At 64.8% G+C, this 18,526-nt stretch carries 8 protein-coding genes; 3 read left to right on the top strand and 5 right to left on the bottom strand.

The features are described from left to right. Nucleotides 1-6: 6 nt before the first annotated feature. Both ccoO and ccoN read right to left on the bottom strand, forming a co-directional pair. On the bottom strand, nt 7-615 hold the full coding sequence (gene ccoO / locus CXQ80_RS07615) for a cytochrome-c oxidase, cbb3-type subunit II (RefSeq protein ID WP_101318075.1): 609 nt from the start codon (nt 613-615) through the stop codon (nt 7-9). Nucleotides 616-628: 13 nt separating this feature from the next. Further along, a complete protein-coding gene (gene ccoN, locus CXQ80_RS07620) occupies nt 629-2,053 on the bottom strand; it encodes a cytochrome-c oxidase, cbb3-type subunit I (protein WP_101318077.1) in 1,425 nt (474 codons plus the stop codon). A 49-nt stretch (nt 2,054-2,102) separates the two neighbouring features. Here ccoN and CXQ80_RS07625 point away from each other — a divergent pair, with 49 nt between their 5' ends. Further along, nucleotides 2,103-2,795 carry an alpha/beta family hydrolase gene (locus CXQ80_RS07625; protein ID WP_101318079.1) on the top strand — a complete coding sequence of 231 codons (693 nt, stop codon included), beginning with the start codon at nt 2,103-2,105 and terminating at the stop codon, nt 2,793-2,795. Between the two features lie 49 nt (nt 2,796-2,844). Here the strand turns inward: CXQ80_RS07625 and CXQ80_RS07630 are convergent, their stop codons facing one another. Together CXQ80_RS07630 and CXQ80_RS07635 are read right to left on the bottom strand one after the other, a co-directional pair. Next, complete coding sequence (locus CXQ80_RS07630; RefSeq protein ID WP_101318081.1) at nt 2,845-3,129, bottom strand: pyrimidine/purine nucleoside phosphorylase; 285 nt, start codon at nt 3,127-3,129, stop codon at nt 2,845-2,847. A gap of 76 nt (nt 3,130-3,205) precedes the next feature. Continuing rightward, nucleotides 3,206-3,757 carry an exonuclease domain-containing protein gene (locus tag CXQ80_RS07635; RefSeq protein WP_101318083.1) on the bottom strand — a complete coding sequence of 184 codons (552 nt, stop codon included), beginning with the start codon at nt 3,755-3,757 and terminating at the stop codon, nt 3,206-3,208. 150 nt (nt 3,758-3,907) lie between these two features. On the opposite strand from CXQ80_RS07635, the gene CXQ80_RS07640 reads away from it, so the two are divergent. After that, on the top strand, nt 3,908-4,711 hold the full coding sequence (locus tag CXQ80_RS07640) for an ABC transporter substrate-binding protein (RefSeq protein WP_101322974.1): 804 nt from the start codon (nt 3,908-3,910) through the stop codon (nt 4,709-4,711). A 3-nt stretch (nt 4,712-4,714) separates the two neighbouring features. Here CXQ80_RS07640 and CXQ80_RS07645 read toward each other — a convergent pair whose 3' ends face one another. Further along, nucleotides 4,715-5,245, bottom strand: coding sequence for an RNA polymerase factor sigma-70 (locus CXQ80_RS07645; protein ID WP_101318085.1), 531 nt, complete (start codon nt 5,243-5,245; stop codon nt 4,715-4,717). 289 nt (nt 5,246-5,534) lie between these two features. Between CXQ80_RS07645 and CXQ80_RS07650 the strand changes: the two genes are divergently transcribed. Next, nucleotides 5,535-18,488 (top strand): non-ribosomal peptide synthetase, encoded by a 12,954-nt coding sequence (locus CXQ80_RS07650; RefSeq protein WP_101318087.1) that lies wholly within the window; start codon nt 5,535-5,537, stop codon nt 18,486-18,488. Nucleotides 18,489-18,526 lie beyond the last annotated feature (38 nt).

An 18,526-nucleotide genomic window follows, 5' to 3' on the forward strand; every position in this document is an offset into this window, starting at 1 on the left:
CATTGCTTACCTCTTGTTCTTGATCGCAGTGCCGAGCACCTGCAGGTAGGCGACCAGCGCGTCCATCTCGGTATGGCCCTTGACGGCGTCACGGGCACCGGCGATATCCGCGTCGGTGTAAGGCACGCCGAGGGTGCGCAGGGCGCGCATCTTGGTCTCGGTGTGGCTGTTGTCGACCTGGTCGGCGACCAGCCATGGGTAGGACGGCATCTTCGACTCGGGGACGACGTTGCGCGGGTTGTACAGATGCGCGCGGTGCCAGTCGTCCGAGTAGCGCCCGCCGACTCGGGCAAGGTCCGGCCCGGTGCGCTTGGAGCCCCACAGGAACGGGTGGTCCCAGACGCTCTCGCCGGCGACCGAGTAGTGCCCGTAGCGCTCGGTCTCGGCGCGGAACGGCCGGATCATCTGCGAGTGGCAACCAACGCAGCCTTCGCGGATATAGATATCGCGGCCTTCCAGCTGAAGCGCGGTGTACGGCTTCATGCCTTCGACCGGCTTGTTGGTGACGTCCTGGAAGAACAGCGGGACGATCTGGGTCAGGCCGCCGATACTGACGGCCAACACCATCAACACCGCCAGCAGGCCGACGTTTTTCTCGATGACTTCATGTTTCATCAGGCAACTCTCCTCAGGCCAACTGGGCGTTCGCAGGGGCGGCGGCTGCATCCGGTGCGCGCACCGTGCGCCAGGTGTTCCAGGCCATCAGGAACATGCCGCTGAGGAAGATCGCACCACCGACGAAGCGCACGATGAAGCCTGGGTGGCTGGCCACCAGGGTTTCGACGAACGAGTAGGTGAGGGTGCCGTCGGCGTTGACCGCGCGCCACATCAGGCCCTGGGCGATGCCGTTGACCCACATCGAGGCGATGTACAACACGGTGCCGATGGTCGCCAGCCAGAAGTGCGCATTGATCAAGCCAATGCTGTACATGCGCTCTTTGCCCCAGATTTTCGGGATGGTGTGGTACAGCGCACCGATGGAAATCATCGCTACCCAACCAAGCGCGCCGGCATGGACGTGGCCGATGGTCCAGTCGGTGTAGTGCGACAAGGCGTTGACGGTCTTGATCGCCATCATCGGCCCTTCGAAGGTCGACATGCCGTAGAACGCCAGCGACACCACGAGGAAGCGCAGAATCGGGTCGCTGCGCAGTTTGTGCCAGGCGCCCGACAGGGTCATCATGCCGTTGATCATGCCGCCCCAGCTTGGCGCGAGCAGAATCAGCGACATGACCATGCCCAGCGACTGCGCCCAGTCAGGCAGGGCGGTGTAGTGCAGGTGGTGCGGGCCGGCCCAGATGTACAGGGTGATCAGTGCCCAGAAGTGCACGATCGACAGCCGATAGGAATACACCGGGCGTTCGGCCTGCTTGGGCACGTAGTAGTACATCATGCCGAGGAAGCCTGCGGTCAGGAAGAAGCCCACCGCGTTGTGGCCGTACCACCACTGCACCATGGCGTCGGTTGCGCCGGCATACACCGAGTAGGATTTGGTCAGGCTGACCGGGATTTCCAGGTTGTTGACGATGTGCAGCAGCGCCACGGTGAGGATGAACGCACCGAAGAACCAGTTACCCACATAGATGTGCTTGGTGGTGCGCTTGATCAGCGTACCGAAGAACACGATCGCGTAGGCCACCCAGACAATGGTGATCAGGATGTCGATCGGCCATTCCAGCTCGGCGTATTCCTTGGAGCTGGTGTAGCCCAGCGGCAGGCTGATCGCGGCGAGCACGATCACCAGTTGCCAGCCCCAGAACGAGAATGCCGCCAGGCGCGGCGCGAACAGGGTGGTCTGGCAGGTGCGCTGCACCGAGTAATACGAGGTGGCAAACAGCGCGCAGCCGCCGAAGGCGAAGATCACTGCGTTGGTGTGCAGCGGTCGCAGGCGGCCAAAGCTGGTCCACGGCAGGTCGAAGTTGAGGGCAGGCCAGGCGAGTTGGGCAGCGATGAAAACGCCGAGCCCCATCCCGACGATTCCCCACACCACCGTCATAATGGCGAATTGGCGGACCACCTTGTAGTTGTAGGCGGTTCTGGGTGTTGTGTTCATGTATGGGTTCCCATCCACGGTTATAGGCAGACTAAACAGCGAGGCAAGAATGAGAGATGGGCTAAATGCCGGTATTGACGGGGATCAATGGGCGCAAGTGACAAATGTTTCAGGCTTGCGCTGCGATCTGCCGCAAGCCGGTGGCGAGCGGGGCTATGTGGGGTGTTTGATCCTGGCCCACGGTGCTGGCGCACCGATGGACAGCGGATTCATGAACGACATGGCGCAAAGGCTGACAGGGCAAGGGCTGGCGCTGCTGCGTTTCGAGTTCCCGTACATGGCCGAACGGCGCGCAACAGGCGGCAGGCGGCCACCTAACCCGCAGAAGGTTTTGCTTGAATGCTGGCGCGAGGTGTATCAACAGGTGCGACCATTGGTCACAGGACCGCTGGCGATTGGCGGCAAGTCAATGGGCGGGCGCATGGCCAGTTTGCTGGCCGATGAACTGCAGGTAGATGCACTGGTGTGCCTGGGATATCCGTTCTACGCAGCGGGCAAGCCGGAAAAGCCGCGGGTCTCGCACTTGGCGGAACTGCAGACACCGACCTTGATTGTGCAGGGCGAGCGCGATGCCCTGGGCAACCGGGAAACGGTCGCGGGCTACCAGCTGTCGTCAGCCATCGAACTGTGCTGGTTGGCGGCGGCGGATCATGACCTCAAGCCGCTGAAAGCGTCGGGCTTCACCCATGAGCAGCACCTGCAAACCACCGCAGAACGGGTTGCCCGCTTCATCCAGCGCTGAGCAGCAACTCAGCAGGCGCCGCGCCTGCTGAGCCAATGCGATTGCTGGATCAGTCGCGGTATTCGCACAGGTAAGCGGTTGCAACTGCGACCTTGAGCTGGAACTTGCTGTCGGCAGGCACGTTGAACTGGCTGCCAGCGATGAATTCCTGCCAGTTGTCGCTGCCCGGCAGCTTGACGGTCAGGGCGCCGGAAACCACGTGCATGATTTCGCGCTTGGCGGTGCCGAACTCGTATTCGCCCGGGGCCATCACGCCGACGGTGGCCGGGCCTTCAGTGCCTTCGAAAGCGATCGACTTGACGGTGCCATCAAAGTACTCGTTGACCTTGAACATGGGGCGACTCCTGTAAAGGGGGGATGAAAAAGGGGCTGGCCAGTATGCCCAAGCCCCAGCGTGTCGTCATCTGCTTTCAGGGGCTCTCGGCCGGCAGGCTTAGCGGCAGCAAACGCGCGGTATTGCGCGCATCTTCGAGGGCGCGGTGCTGCTGGCCGCTGAACTGCAGGCCAGCCAGTTGCAGGGCGCTGTTGAGCCCGGCCGGGCGTTGCAGGTGGCGGGCCTTGGCGAAGCGCTGCTTGAGGTTGATGTGGGCGGTGTCCTGGAGCACGCTGCGCACTTTATAGTCGTGCCATTCCTGCAGCAGCTGGCGGCGGTCATAGTCGCCCCAGCTGACCCAGGCTTGCAGTTCGTCGGCATGTGTCCTCAGCCAGCCCTCGAACCCAGCCCAGGCCTCACGAAAACACGCGGCGGCGTCGACGTCCGCCTGGCTGATGTGGGTCAGCTGGCGGCAGAACGGAGTCAACTGCGGGCGTTTTTTCGGTTTGACGAAGCACTGGAACTGGTCGACCTCATGGCCTTGCCGCGTCACCAGGCTGGCACCGATTTCAATGATTTCCATCTCTGTGAGCGGCCAGCCACCGTCATCGGTGGTTGCCTCCAGGTCGATCACTAACCAATGGGCCATGGCAGGCTCCCTTGCAAGACTCGCTAGAGAGTAGCCAAACTCGGCCAAACAGGCACCCTATGGCACTTTGGCATATGTGATGGTTGTGCCGCTTGCAGAAAACGCCTAGCTTAGGCGCATCAAGGTTTGGTGTGTCTGCAAGTGTCTGTGTTGATTCCACTGCCCAGGCTCAAGGCCTTCTCGTCGCTGTTGCTGGTTGCTCTGCTGGGGCGCGTCGCGCCTGCCTGTGCCGAACCCGAGGCAGGCATCGAGGTGCGCATCGGTGCGGCGCATTTTCCGCCTTATACCGAACGCCCGGAGCGGGGCGCCGACAGTGGCCTGCTGCCGCAACTGACACAGGCGCTCAACTCGCTGCAAAAGGACTACTTCTTCGTTCTGGTGCCCACCTCGATTCCGCGGCGCTTTGCCGACCTGGAGCAAGGGCGCACCGACATGGCGATTTTCGAGAACCCTCAGTGGGGCTGGCAACAGGTCCCCCACCAGGCCGTCGACATGGGCCTGGAAGATGCCGAAATTTTTGTCGCGCGGCGCCAGCCGGGAAGGGACCAGAATTACTTCGCTGAGCTGCATGGCAAGCGTCTGGCTGTTTACCACGGCTATCATTACGCCTTCGCCGACTTCAACGCCGACCCACAGCAGCTCAGTGCGAACTACCATGCGACCTTGACCTACTCGCATGACAGCAACCTGTTAATGGTCCAGCGAGGGCGCGCCGACATTGCCCTGGTAACGCGCTCGTATTTCAATGATTTTCTTGCTCGCAACCCTGCCAGCCGCGAGCAGTTGATGGGCTCGGAACGGGTCGATCAGCTTTATCATCATTACGCACTACTGCGCCCGAATGCACCGATCAGCCCGCAGGCATTTGCCGCGCTGTTGCAACAACTGCGCAGCAACGGTGAATTGACGCGGATTTTTCAGCCCTATCAGATCCAGACGACCAGCCCGCAGTAGCCCTCAAGTGTGCGGCTGGGCGCTTTTGCGGCAATGGATCAGGGCGTCGCGAATCATGAAGTTGACCAGCGTCGGCGAGACGCCAAGTTCCTTGGCGATGTCTTTCTGCGGGACGCCGTGCAGCCGGTACATCTCGAAGGCATAACGGGTGCGCTGGGGCAGTTCATTCAATGCATCGGCGATGTGTTCAAGCGCAGCCAGGTTGATGTGGGTGTGCTCGGGCGATGCATTGACGATCACCACGTTCATGCCTTCCTCTTCGGTGCCCGAATACCTCAGCTCCATCGCCTGTTTGCGATAGTGATCGATGGCCAGGTTACGCACGATCTGGAACAGATAGCTGAGTTGAGCTTTGATCGAGGAGGTGATCTGCGGTGCGGCGTTGAGCCGGAAGAAGGCGTCCTGAACAACATCCTCGGCACGCGAGCGGCAGCCAGTGATGCGCGCGGCTATTTTGAGGAGAATGCTGCGATTGTCGACGAACGCCTGGAGTAAGGGTGAATCGCACTTACTTGTGGATAGTTGTTCCGCCATGGAAATCACCTTAGCTCTTTTAGGAATAGGAGCGCTTTTGGATAGGGCGCTTCCTGCGACGAGCGACAAATTAGGCGGAATGATAATGGTTGTCAAATACGAAAGTTAATGAGTATCTATTCGTGTTTGATCTAAGCCTGCCCTCGCACAGTCATCCCCCTCGCTGCCCGCACTGTTAATTATTTGCCCTGCCCATCCGTTCCCCTGTGTACCCAAGGCCGCCTACGCCGCCCGCATTCAGCGAGGCAACGGCCAGGCCCGACTTACCCAGACACTGGCAGGAACACCCATGACGGACGCCTTCGAACTCCCGCACTCGCTGGTCCAGGCCCTGGCGCAACGCGCCAAGCAGACCCCCGAGCGGATCGCCTTGCGCTTTCTGGCCGATGACCCGCGCGAGCAGGCAGTACTGACCTATCAGGCGCTGGATGCGCGGGCGCGGACCATCGCCGCAGCACTGCAGGCGCGGGCCGAGTTCGGTGATCGGGCGGTGCTGTTGTTCCCCAGCGGTGCCGATTACGTCGCGGCGTTCTTCGGCTGCCTGTATGCGGGTGTGATTGCCGTGCCGGCCTATCCGCCAGAATCTGCCAAGCGCCATCATCAACAGCGCCTGTTGTCGATCATCGACGATGCCCAGCCGCGCTTGCTGCTGACCGTGGAAACACTGCGCGACAGCCTGCAGCAACTTGACGCGCTCGCTGCTGACGGCGCGCCGCAGTTGCTGGCGGTCGACCAGCTCGACCCGGCGCTGGCGGCGCAGTGGCGCGAGCCGCAGTTGGCGGGCGATGACATCGCCTTCTTGCAGTACACCTCAGGCTCTACCGCATTGCCCAAGGGCGTGCAGGTCAGCCATGCCAACCTGGTTGCCAACGAGCAACTGATTCGCCAGGGCTTTGGCATCGACCTGAACCCCGACGACGTCATCGTCAGCTGGCTGCCGCTGTACCACGACATGGGCTTGATCGGCGGCTTGCTGCAGCCGATCTTCAGTGGCGTGCCGTGTGTGCTGATGTCGCCGGGGTACTTCCTGGCCCGGCCGCTGCGCTGGCTGCAGGCGATCAGCGAGTACGGCGGTACCATCAGCGGCGGGCCGGATTTTGCCTATCGCCTGTGCAGTGAACGGGTTAGCGAAGCGGCCTTGGCCGGGCTCGACCTTAGCCGCTGGCGGGTGGCGTATTCTGGTTCCGAGCCGATCCGCCAGGACAGCCTGGAAACTTTTGCCAGCAAGTTTCAGCCATGCGGCTTCGAGCGCAGCAGCTACTTCGCCAGTTACGGCCTGGCCGAAGCCACCTTGTTCGTCAGCGGCAGCCGTCGCGCTCAAGGCATTGCTGCTCTGCAGGTCGATGCCCAGGCGCTGGCCGAGCACCGTATCGAAAGCGGCGAGGGCAGTGTGTTGATGAGCTGCGGCTATCCGCAACCCGAGCACGCCGTGTGCATCGTCGAACCACAGCAGCAACAGCTGCTGGCGGATAACCAGGTCGGGGAAATCTGGGCCGCCGGCCCGAGCATCGCCCGTGGCTATTGGCGCAACCCGCAAGCGACGGCACGCACCTTCGTCGAGATGAACGGCCAGACCTGGCTGCGCACGGGCGACCTGGGCTTTATCCGCGACGGCGAGATATTCGTCACCGGGCGCCTGAAAGACATGCTCATCGTACGTGGGCAAAACCTCTACCCGCAGGACCTGGAGCAGACCCTCGAGCGCGAAGTCGAAGGGCTGCGCAAGGGGCGGGTGGCGGTATTCGCCGTCGACGACAACGGCGAGGAGGGCATCGGTGTCGCTGTCGAAGTGAGCCGCAATGTGCAGAAGTCGACCGCTCCCGAGGCGCTGATCAAGACCCTGCGCCAGGTGATCGCCGATGCCTGTCGGCAGGCACCGGCGGCAGTGCTGCTGCTCAACCCCGGCGCGCTACCGAAGACTTCCAGCGGCAAGCTGCAACGCGCGGCCTGTCGCCAGCGCATGGATGACGGCAGCCTTGATCTCTACGCGCGCTTCCCGGCGATCAGCAGCGTGGCGTCGGCGGCTTCTGTGACAGAGCCCCTGCAAGCGCGCATCGCTGCCATCTGGCGTGACCTGCTCAAGGTCGAAGCGGTGGCGGCCGATGACCACTTCCTGCTGCTGGGTGGCAACTCGATTGCCGCCACGCAGGCGACCGCGCAACTGGCAGACGAGCTTGGCATCGAGCTGAGCCTGCGCACCCTGTTCGACGCCCCGGTGCTGGCTGACTACAGCGCAGCGGTAGCTGCACTGCTGGCTGACGGCGGCCAGCAGCGCACTCATATCGACGTGCGCGGCCGCGCTCAGCCACTGCCGCAGTCGCTTGCGCAAAACCGCCTGTGGCTGCTGTGGCAGCTGCAACCGCAGTCGGCAGCCTACAACATCCCGGCCGGCCTGCACCTGCGCGGCGAACTCGACGTTGCCGCGCTGCAGCACAGCCTGCAAGCGCTGGTCAGCCGGCATGAATCGTTGCGTACGGTGTTCAGCGAAGTCGACGGCCAGGCCCTGCAACGGGTGCTGCCTGAGCTGCAACTGGAGCTCGCTCAGCTTGACCTGCATGGGCTGGACCCCGCGCAGGTTGCGGCCCGCCGCGAAGCCGAGGCGCAGCAGCCGTTCGATCTGGGCAATGGGCCGCTGCTGCGCGCTACTCTGGCGCGGCTGGATGATGAGCAGCACCAGCTGTGGCTGACGCTGCACCACATCGTCGCTGACGGCTGGTCGCTGAACATTCTGCTGGATGAGTTCGCTCGCCTGTACGCGGCCCGCTGCCAGGGCCAGCACGTCAGCCTGCCAGCGCTGCCGTTGGGCTACGCCGATTACGGCATCTGGCAGCGCCAGTGGCTGGCCGAGGGCGCGGCTGCAGCACAACTCGAATACTGGCAAGCGCAATTGGGTGATGATCTGCCGGTGCTCGATCTGGCCACCGATCAGCCGCGTTCGAGCCAGCGCACACTGCGCGCCGAGCGCCTCAGCGTAAAAGTCCCGGCCCAGCTCACCACCGCGCTCAAGCAGCTTGCCGAGCAGCAACAGGCCAGCCTGTTCATGATCCTGCTGGCTGCCTGGCAGGGCTTGCTGCACCGCTACAGCGGGCAGCACGACATCCGCGTTGGCGTGCCCAATGCCAACCGCCCACGCCTGGAAACTCAGGGCATGGTTGGCTTCTTCACCAATACCCAGGTGCTGCGTGCGCAGCTCGATGGCCGCCAGCCGTTCAGCCAGTTGCTGGCCCAGGTGCGTCAGGCCACGATCGAGGCGCAGGCGCATCAGGACCTGCCGTTCGAGCAACTGCTTGAAGCACTGCCGCAGGCGCGTGAGCAGGGCCTGTTCCAGGTCATGTTCAACCATCAGCAACGCGACCTGTCAGCGCTGCGCCGCCTGCCTGGTTTGCTCGCCGAAGAGTTGCCATGGCACAGCCGTGAAGCCAAGTTCGACCTGCAACTGCACAGCGAAGAAGACCAGCAGGGCCGCCTCAGCCTGGCCTTCGACTATGCCGCGGAGCTGTTCGACGCGGCCACCGTGCGGCGCCTGTCGCAGCACCTGCTGGCCTTGCTCGAACAGGTCAGCGCGCAACCGCAGCTGGCGCTGGGCGATGTGCAGTTGCTTGATGCCGCCTCGCGCACGCAACTGCTGCAATGGGGCCAGTGCGCAGCGCCGGCGCCGCAGCGCTTGCTGGTCGAGCAGCTCAACGAACAGGCGCGCCTGACCCCGCAACAGCCGGCTCTGCTCTGGGACGGCGGCAGCCTCGATTACGCCAGCCTGCACCAGCAGGCCAACCGCCTGGCGCATTACCTACGCGACAAAGGTGTCGGCCCCGATACCTGTGTCGCGATTGCCCTGCAGCGCTCGCCACAGTTGCTGGTCGGCTTGCTGGCGATCCTCAAGGCCGGTGGCGCCTATGTGCCGCTGGACGTCGATTACCCTGCCGAGCGGCTGGCGTTCATGCTCGCCGACTGTGGCGCGAGCCTGTTGCTCAGCCACAGCGACTGCCTGGCACAGCTGCCGCAGCGTGCCGAGGTCAGCGTGATCGCCCTTGACCAGTTGCACCTGGACAGCTGGCCAAGCCATGCGCCGGGGCTGCATCTGGAAGGCGACAACCTCGCCTACGTAATCTACACCTCAGGCTCCACCGGCCAGCCCAAAGGCGTCGGCAATACCCATGGGGCATTGGCCGAGCGCCTGCGGTGGATGCAGACCAGCTATGCACTGGAGGCCAGCGATGTGCTGCTGCAAAAGGCACCGATCAGTTTTGACGTGTCGGTGTGGGAGTGTTTCTGGCCGCTGCTCACCGGTTGCCCATTGGTCCTCGCCGGCCCCGGCGAGCACCGTGATCCGCAGCGCATCGCCGAGCTGGTGCAGCAGTTTGGCGTGACCACGCTGCACTTCGTCCCGCCGTTGCTGCAGGTGTTTGTCGAGGAGCCGCTGACTGCGAGCTGCACGAGCCTGCGCCGGCTGTTCTCCGGTGGCGAGGCGTTGTCGGCCAGCCTGCGTGATCGGGTTCTGCAGGTACTGCCGCAGGTGCACCTACACAACCGCTATGGCCCGACCGAAACCGCAATCAACGTAACCCATTGGCATTGCCAGCCCAGCGATGGCGAGCGTTCACCGATTGGCAGGCCGCTGGCCAACGTGCTCTGCCAGGTGCTTGATGACGAGCTCGAGCTGAGCCCGCCAGGTGTGCCGGGCGAGCTGTGCCTGGGGGGCGTCGGCCTGGCTCGGGGTTACCTGGGCCGACCAGGGCTGACCGCCGAGCGCTTCGTGCCGCAGGCCGATGGCAACGGCGCGCGCCTGTACCGCAGCGGCGACCGCGTCCGTTGGTTGCCCGAGCATGCGGCGCTGGAATATCTGGGCCGGCTCGATCAGCAGGTCAAGGTTCGTGGCTTCCGGGTTGAACCCGAAGAAGTGCAGGCCTGCCTGCTGGCTCAGCTGGGCGTCTCTCAGGCGGTGGTGCTGATTCATCAGGACGCGGTTGGTGCACAGTTGCTCGGCTATTACACCGGTAACGAGCAGAGCGAGGCGCTGCTGGCCGCACTGAGCGAGCGCCTGCCGGCCTATATGGTCCCGGCGCAATTGATCCACCTTGCTCAGATGCCCATCGGCCCGAGCGGCAAGGTCGAGCGCAAGGCGCTGCCGGCGCCGGTCTGGCAACAACGCCAGCACGTCGAGCCGCACACTGCGCTGCAACAGCAGGTCGCGGCAATCTGGCGCGAAGTGCTCGGCGTGCCGCAGGTGGGCTTGCAGGATGACTTCTTCGCCCTCGGTGGCCACTCGCTGCTGGCCACCCAGATCGTCTCGCGCACACGCCAGGCGTTGGACGTCGAACTGCCATTGAAGACCTTGTTCGATGCCAGCGAGCTGGGCGCATTCTGTGTCGAGATTGCCGGGCTGCGCGAGCGCGGCGAGCATAACCAGCAAGGCGCTATTGCGCGGGTCGACCGGCGCCAGGCGGTGCCGCTGTCGTATTCGCAGCAGCGCATGTGGTTCCTCTGGCAGATGGAGCCGGACAGCCCGGCCTACAACGTCGGCGGCATGGCGCGCCTGCGCGGCACCTTGCACGTGGATGCCTTCGAGCGCGCCCTGCATGCGTTGATTGCCCGTCACGAAACCCTGCGCACCACCTTCCCGAGCATCGACGGCGTGCCATACCAGTGCGTCGCCGAGCACAGCCCATTGCAGGTGCAGTGGCATGACTTCAGCGCGGTGGCTGCCGAGCAGCGCCAACAGCGCCTGCAAGCGCTGGCCGATCAACAGGCGCACCAGCCGTTCGATCTGGAGCGCGGTGCGCTGCTGCGCGCCTGCCTGGTCAAGGCCGGCGAGCGCGAGCACTACTTTGTCCTGACCTTGCACCATATCGTCACCGAAGGCTGGGCGATGGACATCTTTGCCCGCGAACTGTGTGAGCTGTACGAAGCCTTTGTCGATGATCGCGAGTCGCCGCTGGCGCCGTTACCAGTGCAGTACCTGGACTACAGCGTGTGGCAGCGGCAATGGCTGGAAGGCGGCGAAGGCCAGCGCCAGCTGGCCTACTGGCAGGCCCGGCTGGGCGATGAACAGCCGCTGCTGGAACTGCCCAGCGACCGCCCACGGCCGCCGGTGCAGAGCCATCAGGGCGGGCTGTACCGCTTCGACCTCGACCCGGCACTGGCGGCGCGGGTGCATGCGTTCAATGGCGAGCGCGGCCTGACCCTGTTCATGACCATGACCGCCACTCTGGCGGCCTTGCTGCACCGCTACAGCGGCCAGCGCGACCTGCGTATCGGTGCGCCGGTGGCCAACCGGATTCGCCCGGAAAGCGAAGGCCTTATTGGCGCCTTCCTCAACACCCAAGTGCTGCGCTGCGAGCTGGACGGGCAGATGCGTGCAGGCGACCTGCTCGAGCAACTGCGTGACACCATCGTGGCCGGCCAGTCGCACCAGGACCTGCCGTTCGAGCAACTGGTCGAAGCCTTGCAACCGGCGCGCAGCAGTGCCTACAACCCGCTGTTCCAGGTGATGTGCAACGTGCAGCGCTGGGCCTTCCAGCAAAGCCGCGAGCTGGCCGGGATGCAGGTCGACTACCTGCTCAACGACGCCAGTGCGACCAAGTTCGACCTGTACCTGGAAGTTACCGACCTGGACGGCCGCCTCGGCTGCTGCCTGACCTACAGCCGCGACCTGTTCGATGAACCGCGCATCGCCCGTATGGCCGAGCACTGGCAACAGCTGCTGGCTGGGCTGATCGCCGACCCGCAGCAGCGTCTGTGCGAGCTGCCGATGCTGGCCGCGGCCGAGCAACAGGCGCTGCTTGAGCAATTGCAGGGCGAGCCTGCTGGCGAGCTGCAACACACCCTGCACGGTCTGTTCAGCGTGCAAGCCCAGCGCAGCCCGGATTCGCTGGCGCTGACCTTTGCCGGTGAACACCTCAGCTATGCCGCCCTCGACCAGCAGGCCAATCGCCTGGCGCGGGTGCTGCGCGAGCGTGGCGTCGGCCCGCAAGTGCGGGTTGGCCTGGCACTTGAGCGCTCGCTGGAAATGGTCGTTGGCCTGTTGGCAATCCTCAAGGCCGGCGGTGCCTATGTGCCGCTCGACCCGGAATACCCACTGCAACGCCTGCAATACATGATCGAAGACAGCCGCATCGGCCTGCTGCTCGGCCAGCGCGATTTGTTCGAACGGCTCGGCGAGTTGCCGGCCACTGTCGGCCGTTGGTGCCTTGAGGATGATGCCGCAGCCTTGGCTGATTACAGCGATGCAGCGCTGACCAACCTCAGCCTGGCGCAGCATCAGGCCTACCTGATCTACACCTCCGGCTCGACCGGCCAGCCCAAGGGCGTGGTGGTCAGCCACGGCGAAATCGCCATGCATTGCCAGGCCGTGATCAGCGCGTTCGGCATGCGCAGCGACGACTGCGAGCTGCACTTCTATTCGATCAACTTCGATGCTGCCAGTGAGCGCCTGCTGGCGCCGCTGTTGTGCGGTGCGCGGGTGGTCTTGCGCGGGCAAGGGCAGTGGGGCGCCGAGGAAATCTGCCAGCTGGTGCGCGAGCAGCAGGTGAACATTCTTGGCTTTACCCCAAGCTACGGCAGCCAGCTGGCTCAGTACCTGGCCAGCAGCGCCGAGCAATTGCCAGTGCGTCTGGTAATCACCGGCGGTGAAGCGCTGACCGGCGAGCACCTGCAGCGGATCCGCCAGGCGTTTGTTCCGCAGCAGCTGTTCAACGCCTATGGGCCGACCGAAACCGTAGTCATGCCGCTCGCGTGTCTGGCGCCGCCGACCCTGCCGGCCGACGCTGGCAGCGTGCCGATCGGCCAGGTGATCGGCGCTCGCAGCGCGTACGTGCTGGATGACGATCTGGCGCTGTTGCCCCAGGGCGGCATCGGCGAACTGTACATCGGCGGCGCCGGCCTGGCCCAGGGTTATCACGACCGCCCCGGTTTGACTGCCGAGCGTTTTGTCGCCGACCCGTTCAGCCGCGACGGCGGCCGCCTGTACCGCACCGGCGACCGCGTGCGCCTGCGTGCTGATGGCTTGGTCGAATACGTTGGCCGTGCCGACCAGCAAGTGAAGATCCGTGGCTTCCGGATTGAACTGGGTGAAATCGAAAGCCGCCTGCAAGCCTACGCCGACATCGACGAGGCAGTGGTGCTGGCGCTGGACTTGCCCGGCGGCAAGCAGCTGGTCGGCTATCTGGTCTGCGCTCAGGCCAACGCCGACGCGGCTACCCAGGCCGATCTGCGCGAAGCGCTGAAGGCTCATGCCCGCCGGCACCTGCCGGACTATATGGTCCCCGCACACCTGGTGCTGCTCGCCCAGCTGCCGCTGATGGGCAACGGCAAGCTCGACCGCCGCGCCTTGCCAGCGCCGGATCTGGAGCTGGTGCAGCTGCATTATCAAGCCCCGGCGAATGCGCTCGAGGAGCAACTGGCGCAGGTCTGGCGGGAGGTGCTCAACGTCGCCCGGGTCGGTGTGCAGGACAATTTCTTCGAGCTGGGCGGCGATTCGATTCTGTCGATCCAGGTGGTCAGCCGGGCCCGCCAACTGGGCCTACAGTTCACCCCGCGCGACCTGTTCCAGCACCAAACCATCCAGGCACTCGCCGCGGTGGTCAGGCACAGCGATGCGCCGAGCGTGATCGAGCAGGGCGCGCGGGTCGGCAGCAGCGCGTTGACGCCGATCCAGCAATGGTTCTTCGACAGTGAAGTGGTCGAGCCGCAGCATTGGAACCAGGCCGTGCTGTTGCAGGTCCGTGAGCCATTGCTGGCGGCGAGCCTGGAACAGGCGCTGGCCGCGTTGCTGGTGCAGCACGACAGCTTGCGGCTGCGCTTCAGTCAGGTGAACGGTCGCTGGCACGGCGAGTATCAACAGCCGACCAGCGAGCAACTGCTGTGGACGGCAACGGTCGCCGATCTGGACGACTGCCAGGCGCTGTATACCGATGTGCAACGCAGCCTCGACCTGCAGCAGGGGCCGCTGCTGCGCGCCTTGCTGGTCAGTGATGGACAAGGCCAGCAGCGTTTGCTGGTCGTTATCCACCACCTGGTGGTCGATGGCGTGTCCTGGCGGGTGCTGCTCGAGGACTTGCAGGCGCTGTACCGCGGCGCCAGTCTCGCGGCCAAGACCCACGCCATCGGCGACTGGGCAGCGCGCCTGGCTACCTATGCCGGCAGCGACTCGCTGCGCGATGAGCTTGGCTGGTGGCAGACGCAACTGGCTGGCGTGCGCCGTGAGCTGCCCTGTGATCATCCTCAGGGCGGCAACCTCAACCGACATGCACAGACCCTGAGCATCAACCTTGAGGTCGAACAAACCCGCCAGCTGCTGCAGCAGGCGCCAGCGGCCTATCACACCCAGGTCAACGACCTGCTGCTGACCGCCCTGGCGCGCACCCTGTGCCGCTGGAGCGGCGACCGCGAAGTGCTGGTGCAACTGGAAGGCCACGGCCGCGAAGGCTTGTTCGAAGACCTCGACCTGACCCGCAGCGTCGGCTGGTTTACCAATGCCTATCCACTGGCCTTGGCCATCGAGCCAGGCGACCACGATCAGGCCCAGGCAAGCTCGATCAAACGCATCAAGGAACAACTGCGCCAGGTGCCGCACAAGGGCATCGGTTACGGCGTACTGCGTTACCTCGCTGACGCCGCCAGCCGCGAAAGCATGGCAGCGCTGCCGCAGGCGCGGATCACCTTCAACTACCTCGGCCAGTTCGACCAGCAGTTCGATGCGCATGCGCTGTTCCAGCCGCTGGATGCGCCGGCGGGCCTGGCCCACGACCTCGACGCGGCGCTGCCCAACTGGCTCAGCGTCGATGGCCAGGTTTACGGCGGTGCCCTGCAACTGCGCTGGACCTTCAGCAGCGAGCGCTACGAGCACGCCACCATCGCCGCGCTGGCCGAAGACTATCGCCGCGAACTGCTGGCGCTGGTTGCCCATTGCCTGGCCGATGGCAACGGCAGCTTCACCCCGTCGGACTTCCCCCTCGCTCACCTGAGCCAGGAGCAGATCGACAGCCTGCCCGTACCCGCTGCGCAAATCGACGACGTCTACCCGATGACGCCGATGCAGGAGGGCATGCTCCTGCATACCCTGCTCGAGCCGGGCACCGGCATCTACTACATGCAGGACCGCTACCGCATCAACAGCGCGCTCGAGCCGCAGCGCTTTGCCCAGGCCTGGCAGGCGGTAGTCGCCCGTCACGAAGCCCTGCGTGCCTCGTTCAGCTGGAGCGCCGGCGAAGCGATGCTGCAGATCATCCATAAGCCAGGCCACACCGCGGTCGACTATCAGGACTGGCGCGAGCTGGATGACGAGGCCCAGGAGCAACGCCTGCAAGCGCTGCACAAGCAGGAACGCGAAGCGGGCTTCGAATTGCTCAGCCAGGCGCCGTTCCACCTGCGCCTGGTGCGCGTGGCCGACGAGCGTTACTGGTTCATGATGAGCAATCACCACATCCTGATCGATGCCTGGTGCCGCTCGTTGCTGATGAACGACTTCTTCGAGATCTATCAGGCGCTCGGTGAGGGCCGCCAGGCGCAACTGCCAGTGCCGCCGCGCTATCGCGATTACATCGGCTGGCTGCAACGGCAGGACCTCGATGAAGCGCGCCAGTGGTGGCAAGCCAACCTGGCCGGATTCGAGCGCGCCACGGCGCTGCCCAGCGACCGACCGCTGCGCCACGACCATGCCGGCGACGGCATGATCGTCGGCGACTGCTATACCCGGCTGCAGGTCGAGCAGGGCGCCCGCCTGCGCGAATTGGCCCAGGCCCACCAGTTGACCATCAATACCTTCGCCCAGGCGGCCTGGGCACTGGTGCTGGCGCGCTTCAGCGGCGAGCGCGACGTGGTCTTCGGCGTTACCGTGGCTGGGCGGCCGGTGAGCATGCCGCAGATGCAGCGCACGGTTGGCCTGTTCATCAACAGCGTGGCCCTGCGTGTGCAATTGCCGGCGCCGGGGCAGCGGCAAAGTGTGCGGCAGTGGCTGCAGGGCCTGCTCGAGCGCAACATGGAGCTGCGTGAATACGAGTACCTGCCGCTGGTGGCGATCCAGGAGCGCAGCGAGCTGCCCAAGGGCCAGGCGCTGTTCGACAGCCTGTTCGTGTTCGAGAACGCGCCAGTGGAAACGGCCGTGCTCGACCACGCCCAGCACCTCAACGCCAGCTCTGACTCGGGCCGGACCCACACCAACTTTCCGCTGACCGCGGTGTGCTACCCCGGTGATGACCTAGGCCTGCACCTGTCGTTTGACCAGCGCTATTTCGATCACGCCACGGTCGAGCGCTTGCTGGCCGAATTCAAGCGCCTGCTGCTGGCGCTGGTCGAGGGCTTTGACGGCGAGGTCAGCGCGCTGGCGTTGCTCGGCGCTGAAGAACAACGCTTCCTGCTCGAAGACTGCAATCGCAGCGAGCATGCCTACAGCCTTGAGCAGAGCTATGTCGAGCTGTTTGAAGCGCGCGTCGCCGCGCATCCGCAGCGGGTCGTGGCGCGCTGCCTGGAGGCCAGTTTTGACTACGCCGGGCTCAACCTGGCCGCCAACCGCATGGGCCACGCGCTGCTCGCAGCGGGCGTCGCCATCGATCAACCCGTAGCCCTGCTGGCCGAGCGTGGCTTGCCGCTGCTGGGCATGATCGTCGGCAGCTTCAAGGCCGGCGCGGGCTATCTGCCGCTCGACCCCGGGCTGCCAGCGGCGCGCCTGCAACGCATCGTCGAGCTGAGCCGCACGCCGCTGCTGGTGTGCACCGCCGCCCACGCCGAACAGGCGCGGCAACTGCTGGATGAGCTGGCCGGTGCCGTACGGCCAACCTTGCTGGTGTGGGAAGAAATTCAGGCCAGCGCCGTGGCTAGCCATAACCCAGGCGTCTACAGCGGCCCGGACAACCTCGCCTATGTGATCTACACCTCCGGCTCCACCGGTTTGCCCAAGGGGGTGATGGTCGAGCAGCGTGGCATGCTTAACAACCAGTTGAGCAAGGTGCCGTACCTGGGGCTGGACGAGCACGACGTGATCGCCCAGACCGCGTCGCAAAGTTTTGATATTTCGGTCTGGCAGTTCCTCGCCGCGCCGTTGTTCGGGGCCCGCGTTGAGATCGTGCCGAACGCCATCGCGCATGACCCGCAAGGCTTGCTCAGCCATGTGCAGGCGAGCGGGATCAGCGTGCTGGAAAGCGTGCCGTCGCTGATTCAGGGCATGCTCGCCAACCCCGAGCAGCACCTGGACCGGCTGCGCTGGATGCTGCCGACCGGCGAGGCGATGCCGCCCGAGCTGGCCGCGCAATGGCTGCAACGCTACCCGGCAATTGGCCTGGTCAACGCTTATGGCCCGGCCGAGTGCTCGGATGACGTGGCGTTCTTCCGTGTCGATGCAGCGTCGACCGAAGGCAGCTACCTGCCGATCGGTACGCCGACCGACAACAACCGGCTGTACCTGCTGGGTGAAGAACAGACCCTGGTGCCGCTGGGTGCAGTGGGCGAGTTGTGCGTGGCCGGCACCGGGGTGGGCCGCGGCTATGTCGGCGACCCGGTGCGCACGGCCCTGGCGTTCATCCCGCATCCATACGGCGCGCCGGGAGAGCGCTTGTACCGCACGGGTGATCTGGCCCGGCGCCGGGTAGACGGCGTGCTCGAATACGTCGGTCGCATCGACCACCAAGTGAAGATCCGCGGTTATCGGATCGAGCTGGGCGAGATCGAAGCGCGCCTGCATGAGCAAGGCGAGATCCGCGACGCCGCCGTCGGCGTGCAGGAGGGCGTCAACGGCAAGCACCTGGTCGGCTATCTGGTGGCGCATCACGGCGTGACGGCCGATGCAACCTTGCTGGAACAGGTCAAACAGCGCCTGCGCAGCGACCTGCCGGAGTACATGGTGCCGTTGCACTGGGGCTGGTTCGACAGCCTGCCGCACAACGCCAACGGCAAGCTCGATCGCAAAGCGCTGCCAGCCATCGATATCGGTGCTCAGCACAGCCAGGACTACCTGGCGCCGCGCAGCGAGCTGGAAGCGACACTGGCTGTGATCTGGACCGATGTGCTCGGCAGCGAGCGGGTAGGCGTGCGCGACAACTTCTTCGAGCTTGGCGGCCACTCGCTGCTGGCCACTCAGATCGCCTCGCGGGTGCAGAAGCAGTTGCAGCTGAACGTGCCGCTGCGGGCAATGTTCGAGTGCAGCACGGTCGAGGAGCTGGCGCTGTATGTCGAAGGGCTGCAGGGCAGTGTGCTGGATGACGACAAGGTCGACCGCCTGAGCGACCTGATGGCCGAGCTGGAAGGCTTCTGACAGCTGCGGCGGGCGGGCGCTGGTCGCTCGCTCGCCGG

It is taken from the genome of Pseudomonas sp. 02C 26, from assembly GCF_002843585.1.
GTDB lineage: Bacteria > Pseudomonadota > Gammaproteobacteria > Pseudomonadales > Pseudomonadaceae > Aquipseudomonas > Aquipseudomonas shirazensis.